Raw genomic sequence first — 23,690 nt, forward strand, 5'->3', positions numbered from 1 at the left:
GCGCTGTGCGTTGCCGGACAGTCCGGATAACTGGTCTAATCGTGGCCAATGGCCTAGAGGTTGAAGTGAGATCGGGCCGCCGGATAGCTGCGATAAGTGGTCTTATCGTCGGTAAACGGCCAGACAGGGAAGTAAGAAGGGGCTGAGCAGGTGAGAGCGCGTTTCCAGTGCTGGCGCGGGGTTCCAGCCCGACACGCGGACTTGATGCCGAAGCTGGGAGATCGCAGTACGGACGAGTCGAGTGCGCGTCTGATGTCTACGTTGGACCATGACTCAACGCGGATCGAGGTTGATGACTGTCCTCGGCGCGTCATCGGGGCTGGTGGGGGCGGCGACAGCCGTGCTGTTCTTCTTCCAGCCCTGGAGAAGCTGTCCCTACGAGGACACATCCGTCGGGTGCGCCATGCTGCCTAACGACGCGGCAGTGATGGTGATCGCGCTTGGTGTCGCCGTCGTTGGCGCCGGGGTGTTCACTGTCGGCAGGCTTCTTTCTCGTCGATCCCAAGGTGTGCGTACTTCCTAGAGCATGTGTCCGGGCGCGCGTTCGCACTAAGCGCCGACCATTTCGTCTGGAAGGATCGAAGGATGCCCGAACCTGTCGATGTCACCAATGCTGATCACTACGTGTGGGGCGAGGTCTCCGACGGGTGGCGGCTGCTCGACAGCCCCGGGCTGTCGGTGATCGAGGAGCGAGTCCCGGCCGGAGCCGGCGAAGAGTGGCACGTGCACGACACTGCGACGCAGTTCTTCTACGTGCTCGAAGGAACCGCTCAGATGCAGACCGCCGAGGGCGCCGTCGACCTCGAGGCCAGGCAGGGAGTCGAGGTCCCGCCTGGGCTCGCGCACCGGTTCTTCAACCCTGGGGAGACGGAGACGCGGTTCCTCGTGATCAGCACCCCAAACACGCGAGGAGACCGACGGCCCGTCGACGTCGCGCTCTGAGGCGTGTGCTTCGGATAGCGTGACTGAGTACGGTTCCAGCGCCGTGCACCGGGGGGCCACGATGGCAACGGACAAGCTGAACGCTGAGCTGGATCGAATATTCGGGGAGCGAGACCGCGAGAACATGGCGCCGACGATCGCGGCGCTTCGCCCGATCCTGGAGCAGCACCCACACGATCCGCGCGTGCTCTACGAAGTCGGCGGCGCGTTCGACACCGCCGGCGAAGAAGTTATGGCGAAGGGGTACTACCGCCGCGCGCTCGGGAACGGGCTCCGCGGCGACATCCGGCGCCGGTGCTTCCTGCAGTACGGATCCACGCTGCGCAACCTCGGCGATCTGGACAAGTCAGCAGAGGTCTTCCGCACGGCTCGTGAGGAGTTCCCGGACGACGTGGCGCTGGGGGCGTTCGAGGCGCTGACCCTTCACGCGCAAGGGGACGTGAACAGAGCGTTGGGGAGCCTGCTCTTGCTACTCGCGGATCACGTGCAGATCGAGGCGCTCGAGCGGTATAAGCCGGCGATGCGCGGCAACGCGGAGTACCTCGCGTCGCTCGACGCGCATGAGTACCGTTGAACGCAGCGCGCATCGCACTGGACGGTGCATCGCCCTCGCGGGATGAGGGTCGCGCACGCTCGGGCCGAGATGGTGCGATCCTGAGTCTGTCAGCGGGCGCCGGGGGGCGTGCGCTGACATCGGGTGTGACGCCCGGCGGGCACCGGCGTCACCCGGGATGCCCCGCCAGCGTTACCTCCCTCGAGGCGGGGCATCCCACCTCGAGGACGTCTCGCTGCCCGTAGTCTCACGCGTTCATTGCTTGAGCATCGCGACGGCCAGCTTGTGCTCGTCGGCGATCAGGTGGGAGTGGTCGTCGTCGCCGAGGTCGATGCGTACCCAGTCGATCGTTCCGGTGAACGCGTTGCCGGTGGCGGCGTAATCGGGCGAGACCGGCGACGCGAGGTCTTGGCCGACATCGACGGTCTCGTCGAAGGTGAACTGGTAGGGGATCGTCTTCTCGATTCGCCCTTCGCCGATCTTGTCTTCGCCGGCGAAGAGGGTGACCGTGCCGCCTTTCGCGACGCCTCCTCCGTCGTAAGCGAAGTGTGCGCGCAACTCGCGGTCGCCAGTTGGCGCAGGCTCGTCAGAGCGCACGATGTCGACGGTGATGCCAAGGAGGTTGTAGGCGAACGTGAGAGCACCATCCTTCAGGTAGAACGACCAGCCGCCGTACGCGCCTCCTTGCGCGATGAGCACACCGTCAGCACCCTTGTCGGGGATCGATACCTGCGCGGTGACGGTCCACGACTTGTTCTTGATGTTGATCGTGGTGTTCTCGCTCATGCGCTTCATACCGGGATAGAACTTCTGCGTGTCGCTGACGACGAGTTGCGGCCGGCCGGCGATGTCCGGGTTCATCCGCTCGGCGGAGCGAATGTCGAGGGGAAGCACGTTGAAGCGTGCCGCCTGGATGAGGAACAGCCGCTGCAGGTGAGCGAGGCGTTCGGGCTCCTCGGCGGCAAGGTCGTTGGACTGTGTCCAGTCTTCCTCGACGTTGTACAGCTCCCAGACGTCGTCGTCGAGGCCATGGGATGACGCGAGCCAGGGATCCTTATGCTTCGCGACGGCCGTCCAGCCCTTGTGGTAGATCGCGCGGTTGCCGATCATCTCGAAGTACTGGGTCTCGTGCTGCTCGGCCGCGTCGGCATCCGCGTCAGTGAAGGTGTAGTTCATCGCCGTGCCCTCGTAGGGGCGTTGGGTGACACCGTTGACGATGCTGGGCTCGGGGATTCCGGCGGCTGCGAGCACGGTGGGTGCGACGTCGATGACGTGACTGAACTGGTTGCGGATGCCGCCCTTCTCCACTCCGCCGTTCGGCCAGCTGACGATCGTGCCGTTGCGGGTGCCGCCCCAGTGGCTCGCCACCTGCTTGGTCCACTGGTATGGGGTGTCCATCGCGTGAGCCCACCCGACGGCGTAGTGGTTGTAGGAGCGCGGGGTGCCGATGTCGTCGATGTGATCGGCGACGTACTGTTCGGTCTCGATCTCGTTCATGTGGTTGATCGTGAAGCTCTCGTTGGTCGTGCCGTGCATCGACCCTTCGGCACTGGCGCCGTTGTCGCCGATGATCACGTAGACGAGGGTGTCGTCGAGGATGCCGAGCTCTTCGTAGGCGTCGAGCAGCCGGCCGACGTGGTGATCGGCATAGGCGAGGAATCCGGCGTAGACCTCCATCTGGCGGGCGAGAGCGGGCTTGATCAGATCACTCATCTCGTCCCACGCGGGGATGCCCGGGCTGCGCTCGGTGAGTACGGCGTCGGGCGGGATGACGCCGAGCTCGAGCTGGCGCGCGAACGTTTCCTTGCGGATCTCGTCCCAGCCCTGGTCGAACTGTCCTTTGTACTTGTCGGCCCACTCAGCAGGCACATGGTGTGGTGCGTGGGTGGCGCCGGGGGCGAAGTAGGTGAAGAACGGCACGTCGGGCGCGAGAGACTTCTGCTCGCGGGCCCAGGCGATCGCTTTGTCGGTCATGTCGCCCATGAAGTGGTATCCGTCTTCGGGGGTGCCCCAGGGCTCCACGGGTGTGGTGTTCTCGTACAGAGCCGGGTACCACTGATTGGTCTCGCCCCCGATGAAGCCATAGAAGTACTCGAAGCCGTTGCCGGGACTCGGCCATCCATCGAATGGGCCGATCGCGCTCGCCTGCCACACGGGCACCTCGTGGCACTTGCCGAACTGAGCCGTGTTGTATCCGTTGAGCTTCAGCGTCTCAGCCAGCGGAGCGCAGCTGTTGGGACGCAGCGAACTGTAGCCGGGTGCGGAGGTGGCGATCTCGGTGATCCCTCCCATGCCGACCGTGTGGTGGTTGCGTCCGCTGAGAAGTGCCGCCCTCGTGGGTGAGCAGAGCGCCGTGGTGTGGAACCGGGTGTACTTCAGTCCTGCGGCCGCGACGCGCTCGAAGTTCGGGGTCTGCACGGGTCCGCCGAAGGAGCTGGAAGCGCCGAATCCGGTGTCGTCGATGAGCACGATCAGGACGTTCGGGGAGCCTTCAGGGGGCGCACCGGGGTGATCGGCGGGAACGTGGTGTCGGGGTCGGTCGCGTCGTAGGTGACCGTGCCCGTGTAGGCGAGGTCCGGGATCGGAAGAACAGAACGCTGCACGTCGGACATCGCCACTCCCTGAGGTACGGCGAGCCGGTCTCGCCCTGTGCGGCCGAGCGTATGCGCCACGCGCGAGGCGGAAACGGGCGGGTCACCCTTCGAAGGTGAGGGGCGGGAACGCCCCGTCCCGCTAGGCCGCATCCTGTATCTGGCAGGCGGCGCCGGTGGCGTTGTCCGGCCGTTCCAGGCTCAGAACCATCTGCCGCCGAGAAGGAGCTTCTTGACGGCACTTCCACGAAAGCAGGATCCCCATGGCCGATCTCATCGTCATCGCATACGACTCCGAAGCGGACGCGGAAGCGGCGTACAACCGGGTGCAGGAGTTGCAGGGCGACTTCGTCGTAGAGCTCGCCGGGCTCGCACTCGTCAAGGTTGACGGCGAGGGTAAGACCAAGGTCGAATACCCCGGGACCACCGGCAAGGTGGGCGCCGGTGCCGCCGGCGGGGCTCTCTTCGGCGGACTGATCGGGATCCTCTTCTTCGTCCCCTTCGCGGGACTGATCTTCGGAGGACTCTTCGGTGCCCTGTTCGCGGGCCTGGACAAGACTGGCTTGGACGCCGAGTTCCGCAACCGCGTGAAATCGACGGTCACCGCCGGGAAGTCCGCCATCGTCCTCTACGCCGTGAAGCTCACCGAGGACAAGTTCGCCGCAGCGCTCGCTCCGTACAACGGCACCGTCGTGCAGACATCACTGTCGGAAGAAGACGAGAAGGAACTCATCCACGACCTGGGCTCGCACTGATCGATCGCTACGTGTGCGCTGAGGCGGTCGGCCCCAGATTCGTCGCGCGGGACGAATCTGGGGAGGCTGCTGCACGACCCGTAGCCGACGCACCACCTCCGCAGCCGGCCCCATGCCTCTCAACGCCGGCGTCGGCGATGGGCGGCATCGTCACTCCACCTCGTTCGGGTAGGCCATGAACGATCCTCGTTCGGCGCTGGCCCACCGCCCAATCCAGTGGCATTGGACGATGTTCTTGCTCGGTGCGGTGTACGCCGTGCCCGCGATGATCGTCATGCCGTTCAGCCCAACAGCGGGGCTCGCTCTCGCGGTCGGGGTCATCCCGGTCGCCGCATTCGATCTTCCCGGCTACCGCAGAGGTCGACGCATCATCCCCCTCGTGGGGCTCCTCAGCGCTGTGGGGTTCCTGACCGGCTCTCTCTTGACGCAGGTGCCGTTCCTTGCGGTTTGCGCCATGTTCGGCCTCGCCGTCGGCTGCACCTGGTGGGCGCGGCAAGCTCGAGCGGGCGCGCTGGCGCTTGCGGTGGTTCTTCCACTCACGGGCATCGCGTTGTCCTATCGCGATCTCGCGGAAGGTGCCCTGATTGCCGTCCTCATGCTCGCTGGATCTCTCTACGCATGGGGCGTGGCGATGCTCTGGCCGGAGAGGCAGGTCGCCCCTCCTGCGCGTCCACCCACCCCGACGCGGCAGGAGGCGCTCACATACGGCGCCCTTCTCGGTATGGCAGCCGCGATCGCCGCGCTCCTCGGATACGTGCTCGAACTGGAGCACGTCGGCTGGGCGACGGGAACTGTCCTGCTGGTGATGCGACCCGGCCGAGAGCAACTCGTCTTGCGTGGTGTCGGGCGAGCAGCGAGCGTCGTGGCCGGAGCCTTCGCTGCGGCATACCTGGCCGGACTTGATCCCCCTGTCGCAGTCACGATCGCCACTGTCGGACTGGCGATCGCTGCCCTCGCCGCAACACAGGGCAGCCGGTGGTATATCGCTCCGGCGTTCACCACCTATCTCGCGCTCACGCTCATCTTGCAGGGCATCGGAGAACGACCAGGACTCCGCTTTGCCGAGCGGGCACTCGAAACACTCATCGGCGTCGCCCTGGCACTGCTGTTCGGCGCCGTGATTCCCATCCTCATTCGAGCGGCGCGCACCGCTTCACAGAAGCAGGTCTCCGACGGTCAAGGGTCAGGTGCCTAGCTGGCGATCACTCAGTGAGCAGATCAGCGTAGAGCTGGGCGGCGCCCGCGGCATCGAGCGCGAGGATCTCGTCTTCGGGCACCTTCCGCAGCCGCTTGCTGAACGCCGCTTTGGTTAGGAGGATTGCCTCGCGCTCGTTGTCGTTGATGACCTGACGCAGAGCGACCAGCTCGTCGGTGTCGTGCGGGGTCGTGCTGTAGATGAGAGCCATCGGTGTCTCCTCGAGGTCGTGTGTGGGGTGAGCGTCGAGCGCAGGTCAGTCGATCTCGCCTGCCTTCAGCGCGCGCTTGATCGCTTTCATCGACCGCCAAGGGCGACCCTTCAGCGCGTCGTCCTGCGTGATGACGAGAGCTCGGATGTGCCGGGCGGTCTTCTTGTCGATCGGTTTCTGTTCAGGCATGGGGCCACTTATTCGGGGTCAGGGTCGGTCGTGACGAGCGGGGTGGAGGCTCGCTGAGCAACTGAGGTTTGTGAGGTTGTAAACACGTAAACCCCGGAATCACGCGGATCGACGAGGACTCCGCATAGTGAGGTTTCTGAGGTTGCGGTCGCCAGCCGCAGTGGCTGTCTGACCGGATCCGTCGCGCGGGGGATGACCGCGGGCACGCCGAGTCCGTAGCGTGAAGCGCATGGATATCGCTTCGATGATCATGGGCGGCTCGATCGTTTCGATCGGGTGGATCGCGTTCTGGCCGTGGGCACAGCTGAAACGGCTTCGCGAGCTCGAGGGAACTGCAGCCGCAGGTCCGGACCCGGATTAGACCTCGTTCAGAGGCAATGCGCGCTCGGATGCGCTCGATTGCTGGGGGTCTCCGTCGAAGTGCCCCAGCAACCGAACGCACGGGAGCGCACGAAATCCGCACGATTACGCGGAAGGCGGATCGGGGGTCGTAAGCAGTGCCGACCCGCCGGGGCTTATGACCCCGCGCTGGCGCGCGGCTAGCCTCGAGCGGTCATCCGGCGGATCTGCTCGGCGTATCCGTCGAGGACCTCGAAGATCCCGCGGTGCTGCCAGACGCGGTTGCGTCCCTGACCGGTCGTCTCGGTGAGCACCCCGCGATCGGTGAGTGTGTCCAGCGCGCGCAGCGCCGCCATCTCGCCGAGTCCGAGCGCGCTCATGAGGTACTTCGTGTTCACAGCCGGCTGGCCCACGAGCGCGGGAAGGACCTTCCAGACCGCAGCGTCGGAGCGGACGCCCTGGAGTAGAGCGCGGGACTCGTCCAGCTGCGCGACGAGATCGTCGACCAGCTGCGTCCCCGTGGACGCGGCGATGCGACTCGCCATGGCGAACTCGCGGATGATCGGGGCAGCGTCGCCGGCTCGGAAAGCGGTCAGCGCCTGGAAGTAGCGCCCGGTGTTCACGAGCAGTCCTGCAGAGATCGGCACGGCGGTGGAGCCGACGAGACCCTTGTTGCGCAGGATCGACTGCGCGAGCGCGCGGCCGGTGCGGCCGTTGCCGTCGACGAACGGGTGGATGGTCTCGAACTGAGCGTGCGCGACAGCGACCTGAACAAGCACGGAGATGTCCTGGCGCTTCACGAATCTGACCAGGTCACCGATCGCACCGGGAATCCGGTCGTGGTGGGGAGCTATGAACTCCGCCTGGCGGGGGCCGGCGTTGCCGGGGCCGATCCAGACCGGTTCTTGGCGGTAGAGACCTGCTTCGTGCTCGAGGCCGGATTGGTGGCGCAGCAGAGCGTGGTGCATCTGCAGGATCGACTCCTCGGAGATCTCGTCCGAGAGCGCGAGGGCTGCCTCCATGGCGCGGACGTTCCCGATCACCGTGAGCGCGTTGGCCTTGTCGCCTTCATCGATCTCGGCGAGAGCGAGCTGCTTCGCCGACGTCGTCAGCTGCTCGATCTGTGAGCTGGACGCGGACTCTGTGCGCAGCAGGATCGCGGTCATCGGGCCCAGGGCCGGATTGTCGGTGCCCAACGTGCGCCGCGCATGCTCGTCGAACGCGACCAGCTGGCGCGTGGCGTCTTCGACATCAGCGGCGTCTTCGCTGGGAACCTGCGGGCTCCACTCGGCAATCGGTGCTGTGACCGTCGCCTCATACGGCCCGGTCTGACGCACAACCTCGGCCCGCGAGAACATCTCCGGTGCCCGCGGCTTCCAGTCCAGGGTCTCGCTCGAGATGGCATCGATGGGGATGCGGGTGCTGGGCGAAGACGTGGGCATCACACCATGATACCAACACTTATGGAACTAGGTGTTGGTAGGGGGTGACTCAACCCGCGTCTGGCGCGAAGAGCTATCTGCGGCGAGATCATCTCGCCGAATGAACTCGAGCGTCCCTTCGGTCGTGAAGGTTCTACCTCGACGTTCGGCGAGAGCCTCGATCCGAAGCTCCTCCATGCCCTGTCGGATCTCCTGGAGACGTGCGAGACGCGCCTGGTCTGGTGGGTCGATCATGGTGCCTGTCGATGACCTTGAGCGGTACAAGCCCGCGATGCGCGGCAACGCGGAGTACCTCGTCACTCGATGTCTAGTTGAGTCTGGTGGGAATGGATTCGAGCGGGGATCCTGAATCTGCCGGATGGCGCCGGGGGCGACGATCTGGCCGGAGTGACTCCGGCGGGCATCGGCGTCACTCGGGGCGCCTCGCATCAGCGTTCCTCTCTCGCGCGAGGCGTCCCGCATCCGTCCTCCGCGACGAGAGGCCCGGGAGGTCACAGCGGTGATGCCGTGTGTCGACGAAGCCAGCGGATCGCTGAGCTGTCGCCGCACCCATATCGCACCGTCGGACAGCGCCACGGGCCGAGAGGCGGCGCATGATTGAAGAAAAGCTGGGCCGGCCCCGACTCTCCGTAGTCGCGCCAAACTGATGTGGTCTCTGTGGCGACGCAAAGGCCAAGGCCGGGTCTACCGGCTCGATCGGGTGAAGGGGCGGCGGACTGTGCTGACGCGAAGATTGACCGCAGATGAACTGCGCAGTCACGCGCCGCGCCTCCTTGAGCTTCAGCACGAGGCGTACGCTGTCGAGGCTCGGCTGATCGGTGACGACCGCATTCCGCCGCTCCATGAGACGGCGTCCGACCTGCTTTCGGCTGGCTTGGAGTGGCTGGTCTGCGTCGACGAGAATCACCAGATCGCCGGCGCGGTGGGATACGTGATCGAGAATGACGTCGTCGACCTCGACCGTCTCATGATCGACCCCACCCATCACCGGAAAGGCCTGGGCGCCGCGCTGGTGGGGCAGGTCATGTCGCTCGCGCCCCAGACGGTCGTCGCGACCGGGCGCGACAATGCGCCAGCTCGAGCGTTGTACGAGTCCCTCGGCTTCGTGCACCAGTCGGATGCCGAGCCGATTCCCGGCCTCTGGGTCAGTCGCTACTCTCGCACCGGAGTGTGAGGCAGAGGCTCGTTCCGAGCCGTCAGTCGTCGGATGGCTCCAGGCGAGTCGACGGAGGTTCTCCGCGCGGCTCGTGAGGAGTCCCCGGACGACGTGGGACTGGCGCTGGGGCGGCGTGCACGGCGGCCGCCCCAGCGGGTCACTGCCGGAGCATCGCCTGGTTGACGTGCTGTTGGGCGTGGTGGTCGGCGTGATCGGGATGCAGATCCGGCTGCGAGTCGAAGTCGACACGGACGATCTTGCCGGTGAACTTCGCGATCGGTCCGTACTCTTCGGAGACCGGTGAACCTTTGTCCCATCCGATGTCGAACGTCTCGTCCATCGAGTACCCCACCGTGCACGTTCGGGGGATCTCTCCCTCGCCGACGACTGTGCCGTCGACCGTGATCCGACCGGAGCCGCCGGCGCCCAGTGGCTCGGGCCCTGTCTTGTCGAAGACGTAGTCGATCGTGTGGCGGCCAGGACTGAGCGCTTCTGTTCCGCGGATGTACGTGAGCTCCGGCCCGGGAAAGTTGTAGCAGAACGTCGGAACCCCGTCGTTCAGATAGAGGCTCCAGCCCGAGGAGTCGCCGCCCATCGCGGCGATGGGGCCCGTCGCGCCACCTTCGGGGATCTCGACGACCGCGCTCATCGACCACGATCGGCTCAGGGTCAGCGGCGCCTCGAACGGTTGAACACGCACGGCCCCCTCGTACCAGGTGGTCTTCGGGCTCGCCGCGTAGAGTGCCTCCCGGTCGAGTGCGCGCGCCTGGAACCGGTCATCCAGCGGGAGCACCTGGTATTTGCCGGCCTCGGCCCACCACAGCGAAACCAGGTCGATGCACTTGCGGACATCGGGATCGTCGAGGTTGCTGGCGTCTTTCCCCTCCATGAGGTTGTGCGCCTCCGCCGGGTCTTCGGCGACGTGGTAGAGCTCCCACTTGTCCTCATCGAAGGACCAGGCGGCGGCGTTCTCCCAAGGCTTGCGGCCGTGGTAGGTGACGACCTTCCAGCCGTCGTGATAGAGCCCGCGGTTGCCGAGCATCTCGAAATACTGGGTGACGTGCGTCGACGGTGCGTCCGGGTCGGCGTCGAAGGTGTACTGCATCGACTCGCCTTCGATCTCCGCCTGTTGCACGGTGTTCACGTAGCGCGGCGCTTCGACCCCGATGGCGTCGAGGATCGTCGGCACGATGTCGGTGACGTGATGGTATTGGTGCCGCAGCTCGCCGGCGGCGCTGATGCCTGCGGGCCAGTGGACGACCATGGGGTTCCGCACGCCTCCCCAGTGCGTGTACTGCTTGCACAGCTTGAATGGGGTGTTGCCGGCGAACGCCCACCCCACGGGGTAGTGGTTGTAAGACCCGGGTTGGCCGAGTTGATCGATGCGCTCGAGGTTCCGTTCCACCGTCTCCGGCGGTTCACCGCTGAAGATCGTCACCGACTGCTCGTTGAAGAGACCGTTCAGAGTTCCTTCCCCGGAGGATCCGTTGTCGCCGACGAAGACGAACAGCAGAGTGTTCTCGAGCTGCCCTGTCTCCTCGAGGAAGTCCACCAGACGCCCGATCTGCTCATCGGTGTGCTCCATGTATCCGGCGTAGACCTCCGCCATCCGCGCGAAGAGCTTCTTCTCGTCTGCGGAGAGTGTGTCCCACTCGGGTACGCCCTCCAGCATCGGGGAGAGCTCGGCGGACTCCGGGACGATGCCCATGGCCTTCTGCCGCGCGAGAGTCTCCTCGCGGTAGGTGTCCCAGCCGGAATCGAACTTGCCCTTGTAGCGGTCGGCCCACTCCGGCCAGATGTGGTGGGGGGCGTGCATCGCCCCGAACGCCAGATACGTCAACCACGGCTTCTCCGGCGAGAGCGACTTGTGCTGGGCGATCCAGCTCATCGCGCGTTCGGTCAGGTCCTCGGAGAGGTGGTAGCCCTCTTCCGGCAGCTTCGGCTGGTCGATGGCTTCTCGGTCGATGAAGAGCTTCGGGTACCACTGGTCGGAGTCGCCGCCCATGAACCCGTAGAAGCGGTCGAACCCGAACACCGGGCCCGTCGGCCACCGGTCATAGGGACCGGAGATTCCCGTCTCCTCGGACGGGGTGTTGTGCCATTTGCCGATGCAGAAGCTCGTGTATCCGTAGTCATGCAGCATCGCGGCGATCCCGGCCTTGTTCTGCGGCTGGCGGGCGTTGTATCCGGGGAAGCCGCTGGCCAACTCAGGGATGTTCGCCATGCCCACAGAGTGGTGGTTGCGGCCGGTGAGAAGACACGAGCGCGTCGGAGAGCAGAGCGCGGTCGTCGTGAAGGAGGTATACCGCAGCCCGCCGTCGGCGAGGCGGGAGATGTTGGGCGTGTGAATGAGACCACCGAAGGCGTCGATCCACCCGAACCCGATGTCATCGATCACGATGTACAGGACGTTCGGTGCCCCATCCGGAGCAGTCGGCGGCATCGGAAAGGCCGCCTCCGACTCTTCGTACGTCCGTCCGATCCGGCCCGGGAATCGCTCGCCCTCGTGATACGTCTTCATCGTGCTCTCCGATCGTCAAGATGCCGCCGAGCGCCCCTGGCCCGTGACACTCGATCCCCCACGGTCAGCGGCAGTTCAAGTTCTACCGAAGCGACCCGGGGCGATGGGAGGACGGTCACCCCAAAGGGGTGACGACCACCGTCGTAGAGACTTCACGCGGGCCGAGAGGGCTCTGACGCTGCGGTCCCGCGCTCACGCGCAGGATTCGTACGGCGGCTCGTCGAGGGTCGTCGCCGTCACTCCCCAGATGATGTCGGTTCCGGCGGTGTAAGTCAGGAAGACCGAACCGGTGCCGGCTTCCGACTCGATCGCGAGATAGCGGCGATCGCCGACGCTCTCGACTTCGACCGCGTCAGGGTAGACGGCCAGCGCCTGGTCGAGCCGGGAACCGAGACCGATCCCCTCAGCGGTCAGCGGGCCGACGGCCGGCTTGCCTTCGAGGTCGACGGGTGAGGCGGACACCTGCACGAGGTCGACCACCGCGGGGTCCTGTTCCGAGACCTCGGGGCGCTGAACGGTGAGCATGTATCCGTCGGCCTCCGTGGACGCGAGCCACGGGCAGGCGTCCACTGGAGCGGCACCCGCCGCCGCCACGGCTTCGTCGTAGGGCGCGCCGAGTTCCACGTCTCCGATGCCCGATGGGCTGACGCCCGCGGTCGGCGTGGAGGATGCGCTGGGCGACGGACTCGGCGCAGGATCAGCGGATGCCGTCACCGTCTGCGTGACCGTCGGGGTGGGGGACGCGGGGGCGGCGCATCCGGCCAGCAGCGCAGCCGTGACCGCCATCCCGAACAGGGGCGAGAGGATGCGTGCACGGCGAACCTGGGGTCGTCTGGTGTCGATATCCATGCTTCGACGCTATCGGCGCGGTCGTGACCAGCCCGTCGATTCTCACGGGATTCCCAGATGCCCCGGCATCCGACGGCGCAGGCCTTCCGCTGTCCCCCTGAGGCCGTTCAGCGCTGAGGTCCGGGTCTCCTGCGGGGCGGCGTGGGCTCGGGAAAGTAGTGCACCTCTGTGGGCTCGCCTTCGGTGTGCGCCCGCGCGGTCGCCTGGATCTCACGGTCGCGACCGGTCAGTCTCTGGGTCTGCTGCCGTCGGTACTCTCCCCAGGAGGGGACCATGAAGGACTCGAGCAGCAGGTCCTGCTCTTCGCCGCTGCGGAGGAGCGTCCATCGGTACCCGCCGGTTCGCCGCCGCGAACTCTCCACCAGTCGCATGGATTCTCGGAACGCGTCGATGCTGTCGGGTCGCACGGTGTAGGTGATCTGCACGAGAACGGGGCCGTCTGTCGGCTGGGGGTCGAGGACGAGAGTCGGGGTGGGCCATGACATCGAGACGGTCCGGTCGACGGTGCTGGTGCCCGGCAGAAGCGGCAGCCACATCACACTGCCTGCGATGACGACGAGCAGCGCCGCGGCCACGGCCAGCGACGTCGCCGTGCCGACTGCTCCGGCCAGGGCGCCCCAGCCGAACGACCCGACGGCCATCGTTCCCATGAAGACGAGGATGTAGATCGATGCTCCTCGCGATCGCACCCACTGCGGGAGGGTCAATTGCAGTGCGGCGTTCAGCACGGTGAGCGTGCCGATCCAGGCGACCCCGGCGAGAACGAGCAGCAGCAGCATGGGGACGAACGGCAGCCATGCCGCGGCGAGCGTGCCGGCTGCGAACAGCACAGCGCTCACCGCGATCACCGCGTTGTCCGAGAACCTCTTGCGGGCGATGGGCAGAACGAAGATGCCGAGCACGGCCCCGGCGCCGAGCGCTCCGAGCAGGAAGCCGTATCCGCTCGCTGTGAGGTCGAGCCGTTTGGCGGTCACGGGAAGCAGCGCCCACAGTGCGCTGGCGGGCAGGGCGAAGAGCGCGGACCTCAGAAGGATGCGGCGCACGAGGTGGGCGGATGAGACGTACCGGACTCCTGCGCGCAGCGCGGCCGTGAACGGTTCCCTGTCGTCGAGTCCGCTCTGCTGCGGCCGTCGCCACCACAGAAGGGCGACGACTGCTCCGATGAAGCTGAGCGCGTTGATGCCGAAGACGACGGGCGCGCCGAACAGCGACAGCAGAACCCCCGCGAGCGCGGGGCCGACGGCGCGGGCACCGTTCACCGTGACGCCGCCGAGCGCGGAGGACGCGCCGATGAGCGGGCGGGGCACGAGTTCCGGTTGGATCGCCTGCCAGGCCGGGGACGTCAGCGTGGAGGTGATACCGAGCAGGAACGTGAAGCCGAGGATCGTCCACGGAGTGAGCTCGTTCAGGGCGGCGATGACGGTCAGCGCCGCGGCGATCACGGCGCTCGCCACCGACCCCCAGATCAGCAGTCTGCGGCGGTCGAGGGAGTCGGCGAGCACGCCCGCGGGGAGGGAGAACAGCACGGCCGGGGCCAGACTCGCCGTCTGCACGAGGGCGATGATGGTCGCGCTGGCCGCGGCGTCGACGAGGTACCACTGTGCGCCGACGGTCTGCATCCAGGTGCCGATGTTGCTGCCCAGCTGCGCGAACCACAGCACCCGGAATGCCGGGATGGCCAGCGGCGCCCAGGCGGAGACGGCGGCGGATCTCGGTGCCTCAGGTCGAGAGGTCATCGGGTCTGCTGACATATCCGGCTGTCCTTCCGCAGAGCACATCGAGCCTGGCGCCTCGATGCAGATCGTATAGCCGGAGAACGCAGGCGGAGGCCGATCGGTCGATCTTTCGACTTTCGTCCGAAGGTCGGCACGCAGCGTTCCGATGCGCGGTCGAGCGGCCTCAGCCCTCGGCATCCGTCGCGGAGCCGAGCTCGGACGGGTGGGTGAGGCGCCACCACTCGGTGGGAGGATCGATGGTCCCCGAGATGGTCACCGGGGCAGTGACGGTGTTCGGTCCGGCGGTCCAGGTGACGGTCCCCACGGCCGTGCCGTCGCGGTAGGTGGGAGGGGTGTCGATGTCCATCGTCAGCTCGATCGGCGTGTCCGACCAGGTGAAGATCGATGCGTCCTCGCCGATGACCAGGGTGGCGGTGGACCCCCAGGGTGTCGAGATCGTTCCGATCTCCTGGCCCTCGCTCGCGACGGGCACCTGATGGAAGCCGGAGCGGATGCTCTCGAGCTCGGCGATCACGGTGGCATTCACCGACTCGCGCGATGATCCGCCGAGGACGACGCCGGTGATCGCGAGCGGATCGGGCGCGCCCACGTCGAGCGTCGCCGTGTACAGCAGGCTGTGCGTGCCCTCGCCGAGGTTGCCGGTCTTCAGTCCCGTGATACCGGCGGTGCCGAGGAGGGCGTTCGTGTTGATCAGCTGACCGGCGCCGGGGATCGAGACCGAGGGGGTCGCGGCGATCCGAGCGATCGCCGGATGCGCGGCGGCGAGCTTCGCGATGGCCAGCAGATCGGCGGGCGTGCTCGTGTTGCGCGGACTGATGCCGGTGGGCTCGGTGACCGTCGTTCCGGTGAGGCCGTGGGATGCGAGCCAGGCGCGCGTCGCACTGAGGAAAGCGCTCTGCGACCCGAAGATCCGGGAGGACAGCGCGTCGGCGTAGTTGCTCGCGGAGGGGATGAGCATGACGGCCAGGGCATCGTGCAACGACATCGAGGTGCCGGTGGGCATCGGAGCGATGGTCGCGCCCTGCACGTAGTACTGGTCGTAGAGGTCGTGATCGGCCTTGCCGAACGTGATGGTCGGTCCGGGGTCGTCTGCGGAGGCGAGCGGTGACGCGTCGAGGATGACGAGGGCGGTGATGAGCTTGGTGATGCTCGCGATCGGGAGCGGCTCGCCCGTCCCCGTCGCCGACCAGGTGCCGCTCGCCCCCTCGCCCAGGTACGCGTCGGCGCCGGACACGCTGATCGCCGATGCCGCAGCCGTATGCGTGGCGACGGCAGCCGCGTCGCCGACCGGGACCTGCGGTGCGCGTGCGGTCACGGCCGGCGGATCCACCGGAGCCGTGAGCGCCCACCCGACGTACCCTCCGGTCACGGCCAGCACCAGGACCACGCAGACGGCGGTGATGATGAGTCCTCGTCGCCGGCGTCTTCTGCGCACCGCGGGGTCGACCCGATCACCGCTGAACTCCTGCTCATGCGCCATGAGCTCCGCGAAATCGGACAGCCCATCCACCGGCTGCCCGGGTGCTGTCATCGAGAGCCCCTCATCGCGTCCACCCGTCGCTCGCATTCCGCAGAAAAGGCCATCCTCTCGTATGCCGGCATCCTCCGGTATCCGCCGTTCGGGGGACAGCAACCGGTTGAAAGCCGAACGGCGATCCGATGGACTGACGGGATGCGATCGACGACTCCGATGCCGGGCAACCCCTGGCCGCACGACATGTCCATCACCGTGGAGGACAGGCCACAGCTCCTGCTCGAGTTGCTCTGGATTCGAGAGGCGCACGATCTGCGTCCCGTCGGCGAGATGCTGCCGCCGAGGCTGATCGAGATGCCCGCGGCTGCGGCGAACCCGGTGGATGCCGTCACCCGCGAGCGCTGGTCGGCAGCCTGGTCGCGGATCTGGGAGGACGTGCTCGCGCACGCCGCCGTCGAACCCGACCGAGGTCTGCTCGATGCGGTGTTCAGCTCAGATCTGAGCTCGACGGAGCGGGAGCGCCTTCTGCGCGAGCTCGTCGGGCCAGCATGGCGAGACGACTTCGGCGGCGATGTCTTCGACGATGAGGCATATCGGGACTGGGAGCGGCGCGGCTTCGATTCTCACGTCGAGACACGACCGACGACGCTCGCCGAGAGTCCCGAGCATCGAGACGTCGAGGCGCTCGCGGATGCCTGGCGTCGCGGCCTGCTGAAGGTCGTGACCATCCCGTGCCGCGAGTTGCACGTGCGACAGATCGGCCCTCACGCGCTGTTGGTCACCGATGAGGTGCGCAGCGACAGCGCGCAGTATCGGTCGGCTCTGGGCTCGTTCGCTCCGAAGGGGTGAGCGACCTCTCTGCGTCAGTCGGCGAACGACGAGCGGATGTTCCGGAACCCTAGGATTGCCTAGGAGACCGGAAGCTCGCTCTCATGCGGCGTCGACGGGGCGCCGTCCGCCGGATCAGGGGGAGCCTCAGGATGAAGACCGCAATCGAACGTCCCCGCAGCATCTGGCTCGCACTCGGGGTCGTGGTCTTCTACGTTCTCTGCGCGTGGGGGCTCGGCAACCTCCTCAGCGGGCTGGTCGGCGACGACGGCTCGTTGGCGGACTTCTCCCTCGGTCACTTCATCCCCCTCGCTGTGGGCATCGGCGGCGTTCTGCTGTTCCTGCGGTGGGCAGGCTGGGGTGCCGAGGTGTGGAGAGAGCGACCGACCCCGACCCTCACCCCTCGCCGGTGGTGGCTGATCTCGATACCCGTGCTCGCGTTCGCCGTGCCGGTGGTCGAGCTGTTCGACGTGCCCTGGGCTGAGCGCTCGCTCGGCTTCCTGGTCGTCGTGGCGCTGGGAACGCTGATGGTCGGCTTCGGTGAGGAGCTGGTGATCCGGGGCGTCTTGCTCACAGCGGTCCGCGCGCGCTTCGGCGAGTTCGCCGTGTTCCTCCTCACGTGCTTCGTGTTCGCGCTCGCCCATATTCCGGGTTACCTGTTCAGCGGTCTGCCGCTCTTCATCATCGCCTTCAATGTGATCGCCCTGATGTCAGCCGGCGCCACCTACTACTGGATCCGTCGCGTCACCGGACGCATCTGGGTCGCCATGCTCATTCACGCTCTCACCGACTGGGTCCTCTACGTCGGGTCCGACGTCGGGCTTCCGTCCGCATCGGTCCCGGTGCAGCATTCGCTTGCGGACGACTCGGGGACCGGAGCACTCGGGTACGTTGAGAGCCTGCTTCTGATCCTGCTGGCGATCAGCGTCATCAGCGTCATTCGGGAGAGCCGACGCGACAAGCGGAACGCGCTCAGCGACGACGCGGGGGCCGTAGTCAGCGACCGGATCTGACGTCGCGTCCCGCGCTCTGGCAGGCTTCTGGCATGCATGTGACGATCACTCCGGCGCCGTCTGCGACGTGGGAACGCTACCGAGACCTTCGGCTGGCCGCGCTCGCAGAGTCCCCGGAGATGTTCGGGTCGACGCTGCAGCGGGAGTCCGCGTTCGGCGACGACGTCTGGCGGAGCCGTTCGACTCATCCCGGAGCATTCATCGCGAGCATCGATGGCGAGGACGTCGGGATCGGCGGCGTCTACGACATGAGTGGACGCTGGGTGGTCAACGGGGTCTGGGTCGCACCGGGGCACCGGGGTCAGGGAGCCGTCGACGCGCTGATGGTCGCCTGCGTGGACTATGTCTCCTCCCGTGGAGCGGACACGATCCATCTCGGTGTGATGGAGAGCAACCCCCGGGGGATCGCGGCGTACACGCGCCTGGGATTCACGCCAGATGGGGCGAGCGAGACGTTTCCCGACGGACGGATCGAGATCATGATGTCGCGGCCCGTGGCCACGGGCGGGGCCGAACATCCCGGCAAACGGTCGCTTTCGGACTGAGGTATCCGGAGTCCGAGCTAGTCGCGGTCGGCGTCGATCAGCTCGAGGAGTTTGCGCAGCTCGTCGCGGATCTCGGTGTGGTCGTACTGCCCGGCACGGCTCTCACCGGAGATGACTCCCGAGCGGCGTACCGAGCGGAGGTCCCCGAAGGGGAAGGAGTACGCCTTCTTCGTCTCGGGGTTCTCGCTCTTGTCGATGCCCAGGTGCCAGTGGGAGAACTCGGTCCATCCGTGCTGCTCGATGAAGCGGTTCTCGTCGTCAGCGCTGGGCGCGGCCTCCGACCAGTCGTCGCGCTCATCGCGGACGACCTTGCCGTCGCGGACCAGCGAGCGGGCGTGTTCGAGGGCGGGGTGATTCAGTTCGATAGCCATGCGGAGACGCTAGGACCGAGAGCGGCACCGTCGAACCCCTTGACGCACCGGGCGGGAGCATCCTCCTCAGTCGGCGTCGGCCGAGAAGACGGGGCTGAGGAAGCGGCGCTCGTAGCGGCGGATGCATTGGGTCCTGCGCGCGAACTCGAAGGCCTCGATGCACTCGGGGTCGGTCTTCGATGCCGTGCGGTAGACCTCGTACTCGGCCAACGAGGGGAACGTGAACAGCGCGAACGCCTCATCGCTGTCGCCTTCGCTCGGCATGAAGTAGCCGTGGTGGGTCCCGCCGTGCTTCGCCACCAGACGGATCCATGCCCTGCCGTACTCGGTGAAGTCGTCGAGCTTGTCGGGGTCGATCTCGTAGCGCAGGTGAACCGTGATCATGTCCTTGATCCTGCCAGAGCCGGACCGCGCGTTCCGATCGTCACTCCGCGGCTGCGGCGCTCCGCTCCTGTTCTGAATTCGGCGTCCAGCCGAACCAGCCGTCAGCGCTCTCCACCACGCTCCAGTCGCCGCAGGCGAAGACCGTCTTCGCCGTGTACGGGTCCGGGGCGTCGTCGAGCACCCAGGCAGGCGCCGACTGCCGATCCACCTCGACGCAGTCCTCGCCGAGCGCGGATTCGCTGGTGAGCAGGATGACGGCATCCGGGGCATCCTCGATCGTCGACGTCCGCACGGTGATCGCGGTGGCGTCCGCAGGCAGCCAGTCCGTGTCGACCTCTGCGCCGTCGTCGAACGCTGCGACGTCGTCGAAGGTCGACGTGGCCTGCTTGTGGACGATGCTGTCGTACGCGGCGCATCCGGAGAGAGTGAGCGCCCCCGCGAGGAGCAGAGCAGGTGCGGCCAGTGCGATTCGTGCGTTCATGTGTCCAGCCTCGCTGGATCGCCGCGCTGCGGCATCGTGCAAGCGAGGTATCGGCATCCGCCTGGAGGATGATCCGGAGCCCACCCGGAATCTCGAAGGTACGCTGAGGGCATGGGTGATCAATCGCCGACGCCTGTTCGCCCGCTCTGGGCGAGCGTGGCAGACGGCTTCTACGTGGGCAGCCAGGACGGCTCCTTCCTCGGCTACGTCGACCGTCTGTCCGACGGCGTCTGGCGCGCATTCGACGCGGCCTCGCGCTCCATCGGCGACTTCGCGGACCACCATCGAGCGATGGCAGCGGTGACGGCCACCGTCGAGGTCGGCGCGCATCGGTCGGCTCACCACGGCGGGGACGGGGTGCGGAATGACTGAACAGAATCCGCTCGTCTCGCTCGTCTACTGCAGCAGCGCCACGCAGCCGTTCGGCGAACACGAGCTCGGTGAACTGCTGGCAGTGAGTCGCGCCCGCAACAGCGACCGCGACATCACCGGCATGCTGCTCTACCGCGGCGGAGAGTTCGTGCAGATCCTCGAAGGGCCCAGGTCTGACGTCGAAGCGTTGATGGAGAGGATCGGCCGCGACCCGCGCCACACGGATGTCCGCGTGCTGATCGAAGAGCCGCTGCACGAACGGCGCTTCCGGGACTGGACGATGGGATATCAGTCCCTCGTCGCTCCCGAGCCTGGAACGGCCTCGGGATATCGCGACTCGTTCGACGATCTCCGCATGGGCGATCACGACATGATCGGTCGCGCGATCATGGAGCTGACGCTGTGGTTCCGAGTGCGTGAGTCGGCCAGTCGGCAGCCCGTCGAGAGCGAAGCCCGGTCGCGCTAGCCGTCATCTGAGGCGGATGAGCACGCTCGCCGCGCCACCACCCGGTGTCACCCGGGCCGGGTGAGGTCGTCAGGACCGCGTTCGACGTGCCGATGCTCCAGTTCCTCGGACGCCATGACTGGACGACGCCCACCGCACCCGTCGAACGATGGATCGACCGCGTGTCCGCTCCATCGACGCACGTCGTCTGGTTCGAGAACTCCGCCCACCTCTGCATGCTCGAGGAGCCGGGGAAGTTCGTCGTGAGCCTCGTGGACCTGGCACTCCCGCACGCGGACACCGCCTGACCCAGCGGTGGCGCTCGCCGCGGAATGATCAGACCCTGTGCGGCCATCCGGTGTACGCCTCTGCGAGGAAGGTGCGACCTGCCTCCGACTCGACGACCGAGCGCAGCTCCCCGACCTGTCGACGCTGATCGAACGCCGATGCATCGGACGCGGTGTGCAGCATGCTCGTCATCCACCACGAGAAGTGCTGGGCCTTCCAGATGCGGCGCAGTGCGGTGTCGGCGAACGCATCGATCAGACGCGTGTCGTTCTCGAGCAGCAGGGCCCGCAGGGCCCGGTCGAGCAGCACGACATCGGCGACGGCGAGATTCATGCCCTTGGCGCCGGTCGGCGGCACGGTGTGCGCGGCGTCGCCGACGAGCACGGCGCGTCCGTGGCGCAGCTCGTGCGCGACGAAGCTGCGGAAGCGCAGAACGTCCCTCTGGAAGATGGGACCCTCGGTCAGGGCCGTCCCGGGAACGCGCGCCTGCAGGGTGTCCCAGATCTCGGCTTCGGAGACGGCATGCGGGTCGGCTTCGGGGTCGCACTGGAAGTACATGCGCTGCACGGTCGCGCTGCGCTGACTGATCAGCGCGAATCCGTCGGGGGAGTTGCTGTAGATCAGCTCGTCGGAGCTCGGCGGCGCTTCGCACAGGATGCCGAACCACGCGAACGGGTACTCCCGGAAGTATCCGCCGGAAGAGGAGCCTGTGACAGCGGGGCGCACGACGCTGCGCGAGCCGTCGGCTCCGACCACGAACTCGGCCTCGATGCGCAGATCGGTGCCGTCCGCTGAGGTCGCGGTCACCCAGGGGTGATCGCTCTCGACGTCGCCGACGGCAGTGGCCTCGGTCTCGAATCGGAGATCCTGACCTGCGGCGAGCCGCGCGGCGATCAGATCCTTCAGAGCCTCGTGCTGCGGATACAGCCAGACGCTGCGGCCGGTGAGGGAGGGGAAGTCGATGCGATGACCTTCGCCCTCGAAGTGAAGCTCGATGCCGTCGTGCCGGTTGCCGACCGTCAGCACCCGGTCGCTCGCCCCGGTCTCGCTGAGAACCCGGACGGTCTCCTGCTCGAGGATGCCGGCGCGGATCGTGGACTCGATCTCGTCGCGGCCGCGTCTGTCGAGGATGATCGACTCGATGCCGGCATCGGCCAGCAGGTGCGAGAGCAGGAGCCCGGCGGGGCCGGCGCCGACGATGGCGACGCGGGTGCGGACGGTGATGGTCATGGCGTCTCCTTCGACGGATGTGTCGCCACCCATTGTGGGCGCGTGGGCGCGGCACCCAGAGCCTTCTACCGTTGAATGGGATTCCGCCTCAGCGGCGCCCGCCCAGTGCGCGCTCGATGTCCCGCGCCGCCGCGAGCAGTTCGCGCAGTGCCGGCTCGATCGGAGCCTCGCGGCGCAGCACGACCGAGAGCGCCGCCGCGACGCTCCCGGTCTCATCGTGCACGGGCACGGCGACACCCGTGGATACGGCCTCGATGTATCCGGGTGCCGCTGCATGCCCGACGGCCCTGACCTCGGCGAGCTTGCGACGCAGCGCGGCCGGGTCGGTGATGGTCTCAGCGGAGACCGCGGGCAGCGGACCGGCGAGGACGCGCTCCTGCACCGCCCGGTCGGCGTATGCCAGCAGGATGAGCCCCGATGACGACGCATGCAGGGGAAGACGCCCCGCCACCCGAGTGACGTTCGAGCCGGATTCCGGGCTGCTGAGGCGTTCCAGGAACAGTGCTTCGTCCTGCTCCAGGATCGCCAGCTGGGTGTGCTCGCGCACCCGCGACTGCACTCGCTCCATGAAGGGCAGCGCCGCCTGACGAAGACGCAGGGCATGGGACGACCGCGTGGCGAGCTCCCACAGACGCATCCCGATGCGGATCCTCCGGTCGTCGTCGCGTTCGAGCATTCCGGCATCGACGAGCTCGCCTACGATTCGATGCGCCGAGGACGCGGGCAGCCCGGCCCTGCGGCCGATCTCGGCGGCGCTCTGCACGGTGCGCGCAGGCGTGAACGTCTCGAGCACGCGGATCAGTCGTTCGGTGACGGAGTCGCCCGAGGAGGAGTTGGCCATGCGTCGATGATCGCACGCAGCGCGCCTCGTGTCTCATTGGATGGGAATCGGACACCATTCGTCCGCCCCGGGGATCAGGATGCTGTGAACGCAGCCCGCCGTGTCGAAGGAGACACCCATGACCGCCTCATCCGGAACGATCGCCGCCGCGCCCGAGTCGCTGCTCGCATCGCCCGTTCAGGTCAGTCAGGCCGAGATCACGCAGGAGATCGTCGACCTGCACGCGTCACTCGAGCGCCGGGAGGCCGCGGGTGAGGTGCTCCCCGCGACGATGCACGACTTCGCGCCGTATCGCTCGAGCCTGCTGCGGCATCCGACGAAGAACCCGCGCCTCGTCGACCCCGAGACCATCGAGCTGCTGTCGCCCGCGTTCGGACAGCGCGATGTCGCGGCGATCGAGTCCGACCTGACCATCCAGCATGCGGGGGAGCCCCTCGGCGAGCGGATGACCGTGCGCGGGCGGCTGCTCGACTCCTGGGGCCGTCCGATCGCCGACCAGCTCATCGAGCTGTGGCAGGCGAACTCGTCGGGCCGGTACATCCACCAGCGCGATCAGCATCCGGCCCCGCTCGATCCGAACTTCACCGGCGCCGGTCGCGCGATCACCGATGCCGACGGCGAGTACCACTTCACCACGATCAAACCGGGGCCCTATCCGTGGAAGAACCACGCGAACGCCTGGCGGCCCGCGCACATCCACTTCTCGGTGTTCGGCTCGTCGTTCACCCAGCGGCTGGTGACGCAGATGTACTTCCCGGGCGATCCCCTCTTCGCCCTGGACCCCATCTACAACACGATCTGGCGGCAGAAGGACCGCGACGCCCTCATCGGCGTCTACGACCACGATCTGACATCGCCGGAGTGGTCGACGGGCTACCGCTTCGACATCGTCGTCGACGGCCCCGACGCCACGTGGTTCGAGCAGGAGGAGGCGTGAGC

General features: G+C 67.0%; 27 protein-coding genes. 13 read left to right on the top strand and 14 right to left on the bottom strand.

Annotated elements, in window-relative coordinates; genetic code table 11:
- Nucleotides 1-585: 585 nt before the first annotated feature.
- On the top strand, nt 586-942 hold the full coding sequence (locus ACZZZQ_RS10825; RefSeq protein ID WP_463507523.1) for a cupin domain-containing protein: 357 nt from the start codon (nt 586-588) through the stop codon (nt 940-942).
- Between the two features lie 61 nt (nt 943-1,003).
- The gene (locus ACZZZQ_RS10830) at nt 1,004-1,516 is read left to right on the top strand and encodes a tetratricopeptide repeat protein (protein ID WP_463507524.1); all 513 of its coding nucleotides are present in this window, start codon (nt 1,004-1,006) and stop codon (nt 1,514-1,516) included.
- Nucleotides 1,517-1,750: 234 nt separating this feature from the next.
- Here ACZZZQ_RS10830 and ACZZZQ_RS10835 read toward each other — a convergent pair whose 3' ends face one another.
- Complete coding sequence (locus ACZZZQ_RS10835; protein ID WP_463507525.1) at nt 1,751-3,964, bottom strand: arylsulfatase; 2,214 nt, start codon at nt 3,962-3,964, stop codon at nt 1,751-1,753.
- 2 nt (nt 3,965-3,966) lie between these two features.
- On the bottom strand, nt 3,967-4,107 hold the full coding sequence (locus ACZZZQ_RS10840; RefSeq protein WP_463507526.1) for a hypothetical protein: 141 nt from the start codon (nt 4,105-4,107) through the stop codon (nt 3,967-3,969).
- 242 nt (nt 4,108-4,349) lie between these two features.
- On the opposite strand from ACZZZQ_RS10840, the gene ACZZZQ_RS10845 reads away from it, so the two are divergent.
- Together ACZZZQ_RS10845 and ACZZZQ_RS10850 are read left to right on the top strand one after the other, a co-directional pair.
- Nucleotides 4,350-4,841 (top strand): DUF1269 domain-containing protein, encoded by a 492-nt coding sequence (locus ACZZZQ_RS10845; protein WP_463507527.1) that lies wholly within the window; start codon nt 4,350-4,352, stop codon nt 4,839-4,841.
- Nucleotides 4,842-5,016: 175 nt separating this feature from the next.
- Entirely contained in the window at nt 5,017-6,036 is a 1,020-nt protein-coding gene (locus tag ACZZZQ_RS10850; RefSeq protein WP_463507528.1) for an FUSC family protein, read from the top strand.
- A 7-nt stretch (nt 6,037-6,043) separates the two neighbouring features.
- Here the strand turns inward: ACZZZQ_RS10850 and ACZZZQ_RS10855 are convergent, their stop codons facing one another.
- Both ACZZZQ_RS10855 and ACZZZQ_RS10860 read right to left on the bottom strand, forming a co-directional pair.
- Nucleotides 6,044-6,247 (bottom strand): hypothetical protein, encoded by a 204-nt coding sequence (locus ACZZZQ_RS10855; RefSeq protein WP_463507529.1) that lies wholly within the window; start codon nt 6,245-6,247, stop codon nt 6,044-6,046.
- Between the two features lie 45 nt (nt 6,248-6,292).
- A complete protein-coding gene (locus ACZZZQ_RS10860) occupies nt 6,293-6,436 on the bottom strand; it encodes a hypothetical protein (RefSeq protein ID WP_157538179.1) in 144 nt (47 codons plus the stop codon).
- A 229-nt stretch (nt 6,437-6,665) separates the two neighbouring features.
- On the opposite strand from ACZZZQ_RS10860, the gene ACZZZQ_RS10865 reads away from it, so the two are divergent.
- Nucleotides 6,666-6,797, top strand: a complete 132-nt coding sequence (locus ACZZZQ_RS10865; RefSeq protein WP_268776162.1) for a hypothetical protein — start codon at nt 6,666-6,668, stop codon at nt 6,795-6,797.
- Between the two features lie 178 nt (nt 6,798-6,975).
- Here ACZZZQ_RS10865 and ACZZZQ_RS10870 read toward each other — a convergent pair whose 3' ends face one another.
- The gene (locus ACZZZQ_RS10870; protein ID WP_463507530.1) at nt 6,976-8,217 is read right to left on the bottom strand and encodes a Fic family protein; all 1,242 of its coding nucleotides are present in this window, start codon (nt 8,215-8,217) and stop codon (nt 6,976-6,978) included.
- A 646-nt stretch (nt 8,218-8,863) separates the two neighbouring features.
- Between ACZZZQ_RS10870 and ACZZZQ_RS10875 the strand changes: the two genes are divergently transcribed.
- Complete coding sequence (locus ACZZZQ_RS10875) at nt 8,864-9,391, top strand: GNAT family N-acetyltransferase (RefSeq protein WP_463507531.1); 528 nt, start codon at nt 8,864-8,866, stop codon at nt 9,389-9,391.
- A 139-nt stretch (nt 9,392-9,530) separates the two neighbouring features.
- Here the strand turns inward: ACZZZQ_RS10875 and ACZZZQ_RS10880 are convergent, their stop codons facing one another.
- From ACZZZQ_RS10880 to ACZZZQ_RS10895, 4 genes are all read right to left on the bottom strand, one after another.
- Nucleotides 9,531-11,894 carry an arylsulfatase gene (locus tag ACZZZQ_RS10880; protein ID WP_320490606.1) on the bottom strand — a complete coding sequence of 788 codons (2,364 nt, stop codon included), beginning with the start codon at nt 11,892-11,894 and terminating at the stop codon, nt 9,531-9,533.
- 192 nt (nt 11,895-12,086) lie between these two features.
- Nucleotides 12,087-12,743: a hypothetical protein gene (locus ACZZZQ_RS10885; protein WP_463507532.1), complete on the bottom strand. Its 657-nt coding sequence runs from the start codon at nt 12,741-12,743 to the stop codon at nt 12,087-12,089.
- 107 nt (nt 12,744-12,850) lie between these two features.
- Complete coding sequence (locus ACZZZQ_RS10890; RefSeq protein WP_463507533.1) at nt 12,851-14,479, bottom strand: MFS transporter; 1,629 nt, start codon at nt 14,477-14,479, stop codon at nt 12,851-12,853.
- A 163-nt stretch (nt 14,480-14,642) separates the two neighbouring features.
- Nucleotides 14,643-16,010 (bottom strand): D-alanyl-D-alanine carboxypeptidase family protein, encoded by a 1,368-nt coding sequence (locus ACZZZQ_RS10895; protein ID WP_463507534.1) that lies wholly within the window; start codon nt 16,008-16,010, stop codon nt 14,643-14,645.
- A gap of 141 nt (nt 16,011-16,151) precedes the next feature.
- Here ACZZZQ_RS10895 and ACZZZQ_RS10900 point away from each other — a divergent pair, with 141 nt between their 5' ends.
- The 3 genes from ACZZZQ_RS10900 to ACZZZQ_RS10910 all read left to right on the top strand — a co-directional run bounded on the left by ACZZZQ_RS10900 (nt 16,152) and on the right by ACZZZQ_RS10910 (nt 18,339).
- Nucleotides 16,152-16,802, top strand: a complete 651-nt coding sequence (locus tag ACZZZQ_RS10900) for a hypothetical protein (protein WP_463507535.1) — start codon at nt 16,152-16,154, stop codon at nt 16,800-16,802.
- Between the two features lie 131 nt (nt 16,803-16,933).
- Nucleotides 16,934-17,794, top strand: a complete 861-nt coding sequence (locus tag ACZZZQ_RS10905) for a CPBP family intramembrane glutamic endopeptidase (protein ID WP_463507536.1) — start codon at nt 16,934-16,936, stop codon at nt 17,792-17,794.
- Nucleotides 17,795-17,826: 32 nt separating this feature from the next.
- Nucleotides 17,827-18,339: a GNAT family N-acetyltransferase gene (locus tag ACZZZQ_RS10910; RefSeq protein ID WP_463507537.1), complete on the top strand. Its 513-nt coding sequence runs from the start codon at nt 17,827-17,829 to the stop codon at nt 18,337-18,339.
- Nucleotides 18,340-18,356: 17 nt separating this feature from the next.
- Here ACZZZQ_RS10910 and ACZZZQ_RS10915 read toward each other — a convergent pair whose 3' ends face one another.
- From ACZZZQ_RS10915 to ACZZZQ_RS10925, 3 genes are all read right to left on the bottom strand, one after another.
- The gene (locus ACZZZQ_RS10915) at nt 18,357-18,710 is read right to left on the bottom strand and encodes a hypothetical protein (RefSeq protein ID WP_187250164.1); all 354 of its coding nucleotides are present in this window, start codon (nt 18,708-18,710) and stop codon (nt 18,357-18,359) included.
- Nucleotides 18,711-18,776: 66 nt separating this feature from the next.
- Nucleotides 18,777-19,094: an NIPSNAP family protein gene (locus ACZZZQ_RS10920; RefSeq protein WP_053097674.1), complete on the bottom strand. Its 318-nt coding sequence runs from the start codon at nt 19,092-19,094 to the stop codon at nt 18,777-18,779.
- A 40-nt stretch (nt 19,095-19,134) separates the two neighbouring features.
- Nucleotides 19,135-19,575, bottom strand: coding sequence for a hypothetical protein (locus ACZZZQ_RS10925; RefSeq protein WP_463507538.1), 441 nt, complete (start codon nt 19,573-19,575; stop codon nt 19,135-19,137).
- A gap of 111 nt (nt 19,576-19,686) precedes the next feature.
- Here ACZZZQ_RS10925 and ACZZZQ_RS10930 point away from each other — a divergent pair, with 111 nt between their 5' ends.
- From ACZZZQ_RS10930 to ACZZZQ_RS10940, 3 genes are all read left to right on the top strand, one after another.
- On the top strand, nt 19,687-19,947 hold the full coding sequence (locus ACZZZQ_RS10930) for a hypothetical protein (RefSeq protein WP_053097671.1): 261 nt from the start codon (nt 19,687-19,689) through the stop codon (nt 19,945-19,947).
- Entirely contained in the window at nt 19,940-20,413 is a 474-nt protein-coding gene (locus ACZZZQ_RS10935; protein WP_463507539.1) for a BLUF domain-containing protein, read from the top strand. Before ACZZZQ_RS10930 ends, ACZZZQ_RS10935 begins: the two co-directional genes overlap by 8 nt.
- A gap of 92 nt (nt 20,414-20,505) precedes the next feature.
- Nucleotides 20,506-20,700 carry a hypothetical protein gene (locus tag ACZZZQ_RS10940; RefSeq protein WP_463507540.1) on the top strand — a complete coding sequence of 65 codons (195 nt, stop codon included), beginning with the start codon at nt 20,506-20,508 and terminating at the stop codon, nt 20,698-20,700.
- Nucleotides 20,701-20,728: 28 nt separating this feature from the next.
- Here the strand turns inward: ACZZZQ_RS10940 and ACZZZQ_RS10945 are convergent, their stop codons facing one another.
- Both ACZZZQ_RS10945 and ACZZZQ_RS10950 read right to left on the bottom strand, forming a co-directional pair.
- Nucleotides 20,729-21,910 carry a 4-hydroxybenzoate 3-monooxygenase gene (locus ACZZZQ_RS10945; RefSeq protein ID WP_463507541.1) on the bottom strand — a complete coding sequence of 394 codons (1,182 nt, stop codon included), beginning with the start codon at nt 21,908-21,910 and terminating at the stop codon, nt 20,729-20,731.
- 88 nt (nt 21,911-21,998) lie between these two features.
- Nucleotides 21,999-22,751 (bottom strand): IclR family transcriptional regulator, encoded by a 753-nt coding sequence (locus tag ACZZZQ_RS10950; protein WP_187250171.1) that lies wholly within the window; start codon nt 22,749-22,751, stop codon nt 21,999-22,001.
- Nucleotides 22,752-22,869: 118 nt separating this feature from the next.
- On the opposite strand from ACZZZQ_RS10950, the gene pcaH reads away from it, so the two are divergent.
- Entirely contained in the window at nt 22,870-23,688 is an 819-nt protein-coding gene (gene pcaH / locus ACZZZQ_RS10955) for a protocatechuate 3,4-dioxygenase subunit beta (protein WP_320490591.1), read from the top strand.
- Nucleotides 23,689-23,690: the final 2 nt, after the last annotated feature.

The sequence above is a fragment of the Microbacterium sp. AC132 genome (assembly GCF_979258525.1).

Bases quoted from the DNA above. Each gene is read 5' to 3' on its own strand.
- ACZZZQ_RS10890 (WP_463507533.1), bottom strand. From the start codon at position 14,479: ATGACCTCTCGACCTGAGGCACCGAGATCCGCCGCCGTCTCCGCCTGG.
- ACZZZQ_RS10920 (WP_053097674.1), bottom strand. From the start codon at position 19,094: ATGATCACGGTTCACCTGCGCTACGAGATCGACCCCGACAAGCTCGAC.
- ACZZZQ_RS10945 (WP_463507541.1), bottom strand. From the start codon at position 21,910: ATGACCATCACCGTCCGCACCCGCGTCGCCATCGTCGGCGCCGGCCCC.
- ACZZZQ_RS10905 (WP_463507536.1), top strand. From the start codon at position 16,934: ATGAAGACCGCAATCGAACGTCCCCGCAGCATCTGGCTCGCACTCGGG.
- ACZZZQ_RS10900 (WP_463507535.1), top strand. From the start codon at position 16,152: ATGCGATCGACGACTCCGATGCCGGGCAACCCCTGGCCGCACGACATG.
- ACZZZQ_RS10950 (WP_187250171.1), bottom strand. From the start codon at position 22,751: ATGGCCAACTCCTCCTCGGGCGACTCCGTCACCGAACGACTGATCCGC.
- ACZZZQ_RS10925 (WP_463507538.1), bottom strand. From the start codon at position 19,575: ATGAACGCACGAATCGCACTGGCCGCACCTGCTCTGCTCCTCGCGGGG.
- ACZZZQ_RS10860 (WP_157538179.1), bottom strand. From the start codon at position 6,436: ATGCCTGAACAGAAACCGATCGACAAGAAGACCGCCCGGCACATCCGA.
- ACZZZQ_RS10875 (WP_463507531.1), top strand. From the start codon at position 8,864: ATGTGGTCTCTGTGGCGACGCAAAGGCCAAGGCCGGGTCTACCGGCTC.
- ACZZZQ_RS10915 (WP_187250164.1), bottom strand. From the start codon at position 18,710: ATGGCTATCGAACTGAATCACCCCGCCCTCGAACACGCCCGCTCGCTG.
- ACZZZQ_RS10865 (WP_268776162.1), top strand. From the start codon at position 6,666: ATGGATATCGCTTCGATGATCATGGGCGGCTCGATCGTTTCGATCGGG.
- ACZZZQ_RS10845 (WP_463507527.1), top strand. From the start codon at position 4,350: ATGGCCGATCTCATCGTCATCGCATACGACTCCGAAGCGGACGCGGAA.
- ACZZZQ_RS10930 (WP_053097671.1), top strand. From the start codon at position 19,687: ATGGGTGATCAATCGCCGACGCCTGTTCGCCCGCTCTGGGCGAGCGTG.
- ACZZZQ_RS10840 (WP_463507526.1), bottom strand. From the start codon at position 4,107: ATGTCCGACGTGCAGCGTTCTGTTCTTCCGATCCCGGACCTCGCCTAC.
- ACZZZQ_RS10855 (WP_463507529.1), bottom strand. From the start codon at position 6,247: ATGGCTCTCATCTACAGCACGACCCCGCACGACACCGACGAGCTGGTC.
- ACZZZQ_RS10825 (WP_463507523.1), top strand. From the start codon at position 586: ATGCCCGAACCTGTCGATGTCACCAATGCTGATCACTACGTGTGGGGC.
- pcaH (WP_320490591.1), top strand. From the start codon at position 22,870: ATGACCGCCTCATCCGGAACGATCGCCGCCGCGCCCGAGTCGCTGCTC.
- ACZZZQ_RS10935 (WP_463507539.1), top strand. From the start codon at position 19,940: ATGACTGAACAGAATCCGCTCGTCTCGCTCGTCTACTGCAGCAGCGCC.
- ACZZZQ_RS10940 (WP_463507540.1), top strand. From the start codon at position 20,506: ATGCTCCAGTTCCTCGGACGCCATGACTGGACGACGCCCACCGCACCC.
- ACZZZQ_RS10895 (WP_463507534.1), bottom strand. From the start codon at position 16,010: ATGACAGCACCCGGGCAGCCGGTGGATGGGCTGTCCGATTTCGCGGAG.
- ACZZZQ_RS10910 (WP_463507537.1), top strand. From the start codon at position 17,827: ATGCATGTGACGATCACTCCGGCGCCGTCTGCGACGTGGGAACGCTAC.
- ACZZZQ_RS10850 (WP_463507528.1), top strand. From the start codon at position 5,017: ATGAACGATCCTCGTTCGGCGCTGGCCCACCGCCCAATCCAGTGGCAT.
- ACZZZQ_RS10880 (WP_320490606.1), bottom strand. From the start codon at position 11,894: ATGAAGACGTATCACGAGGGCGAGCGATTCCCGGGCCGGATCGGACGG.
- ACZZZQ_RS10870 (WP_463507530.1), bottom strand. From the start codon at position 8,217: ATGCCCACGTCTTCGCCCAGCACCCGCATCCCCATCGATGCCATCTCG.
- ACZZZQ_RS10830 (WP_463507524.1), top strand. From the start codon at position 1,004: ATGGCAACGGACAAGCTGAACGCTGAGCTGGATCGAATATTCGGGGAG.
- ACZZZQ_RS10885 (WP_463507532.1), bottom strand. From the start codon at position 12,743: ATGGATATCGACACCAGACGACCCCAGGTTCGCCGTGCACGCATCCTC.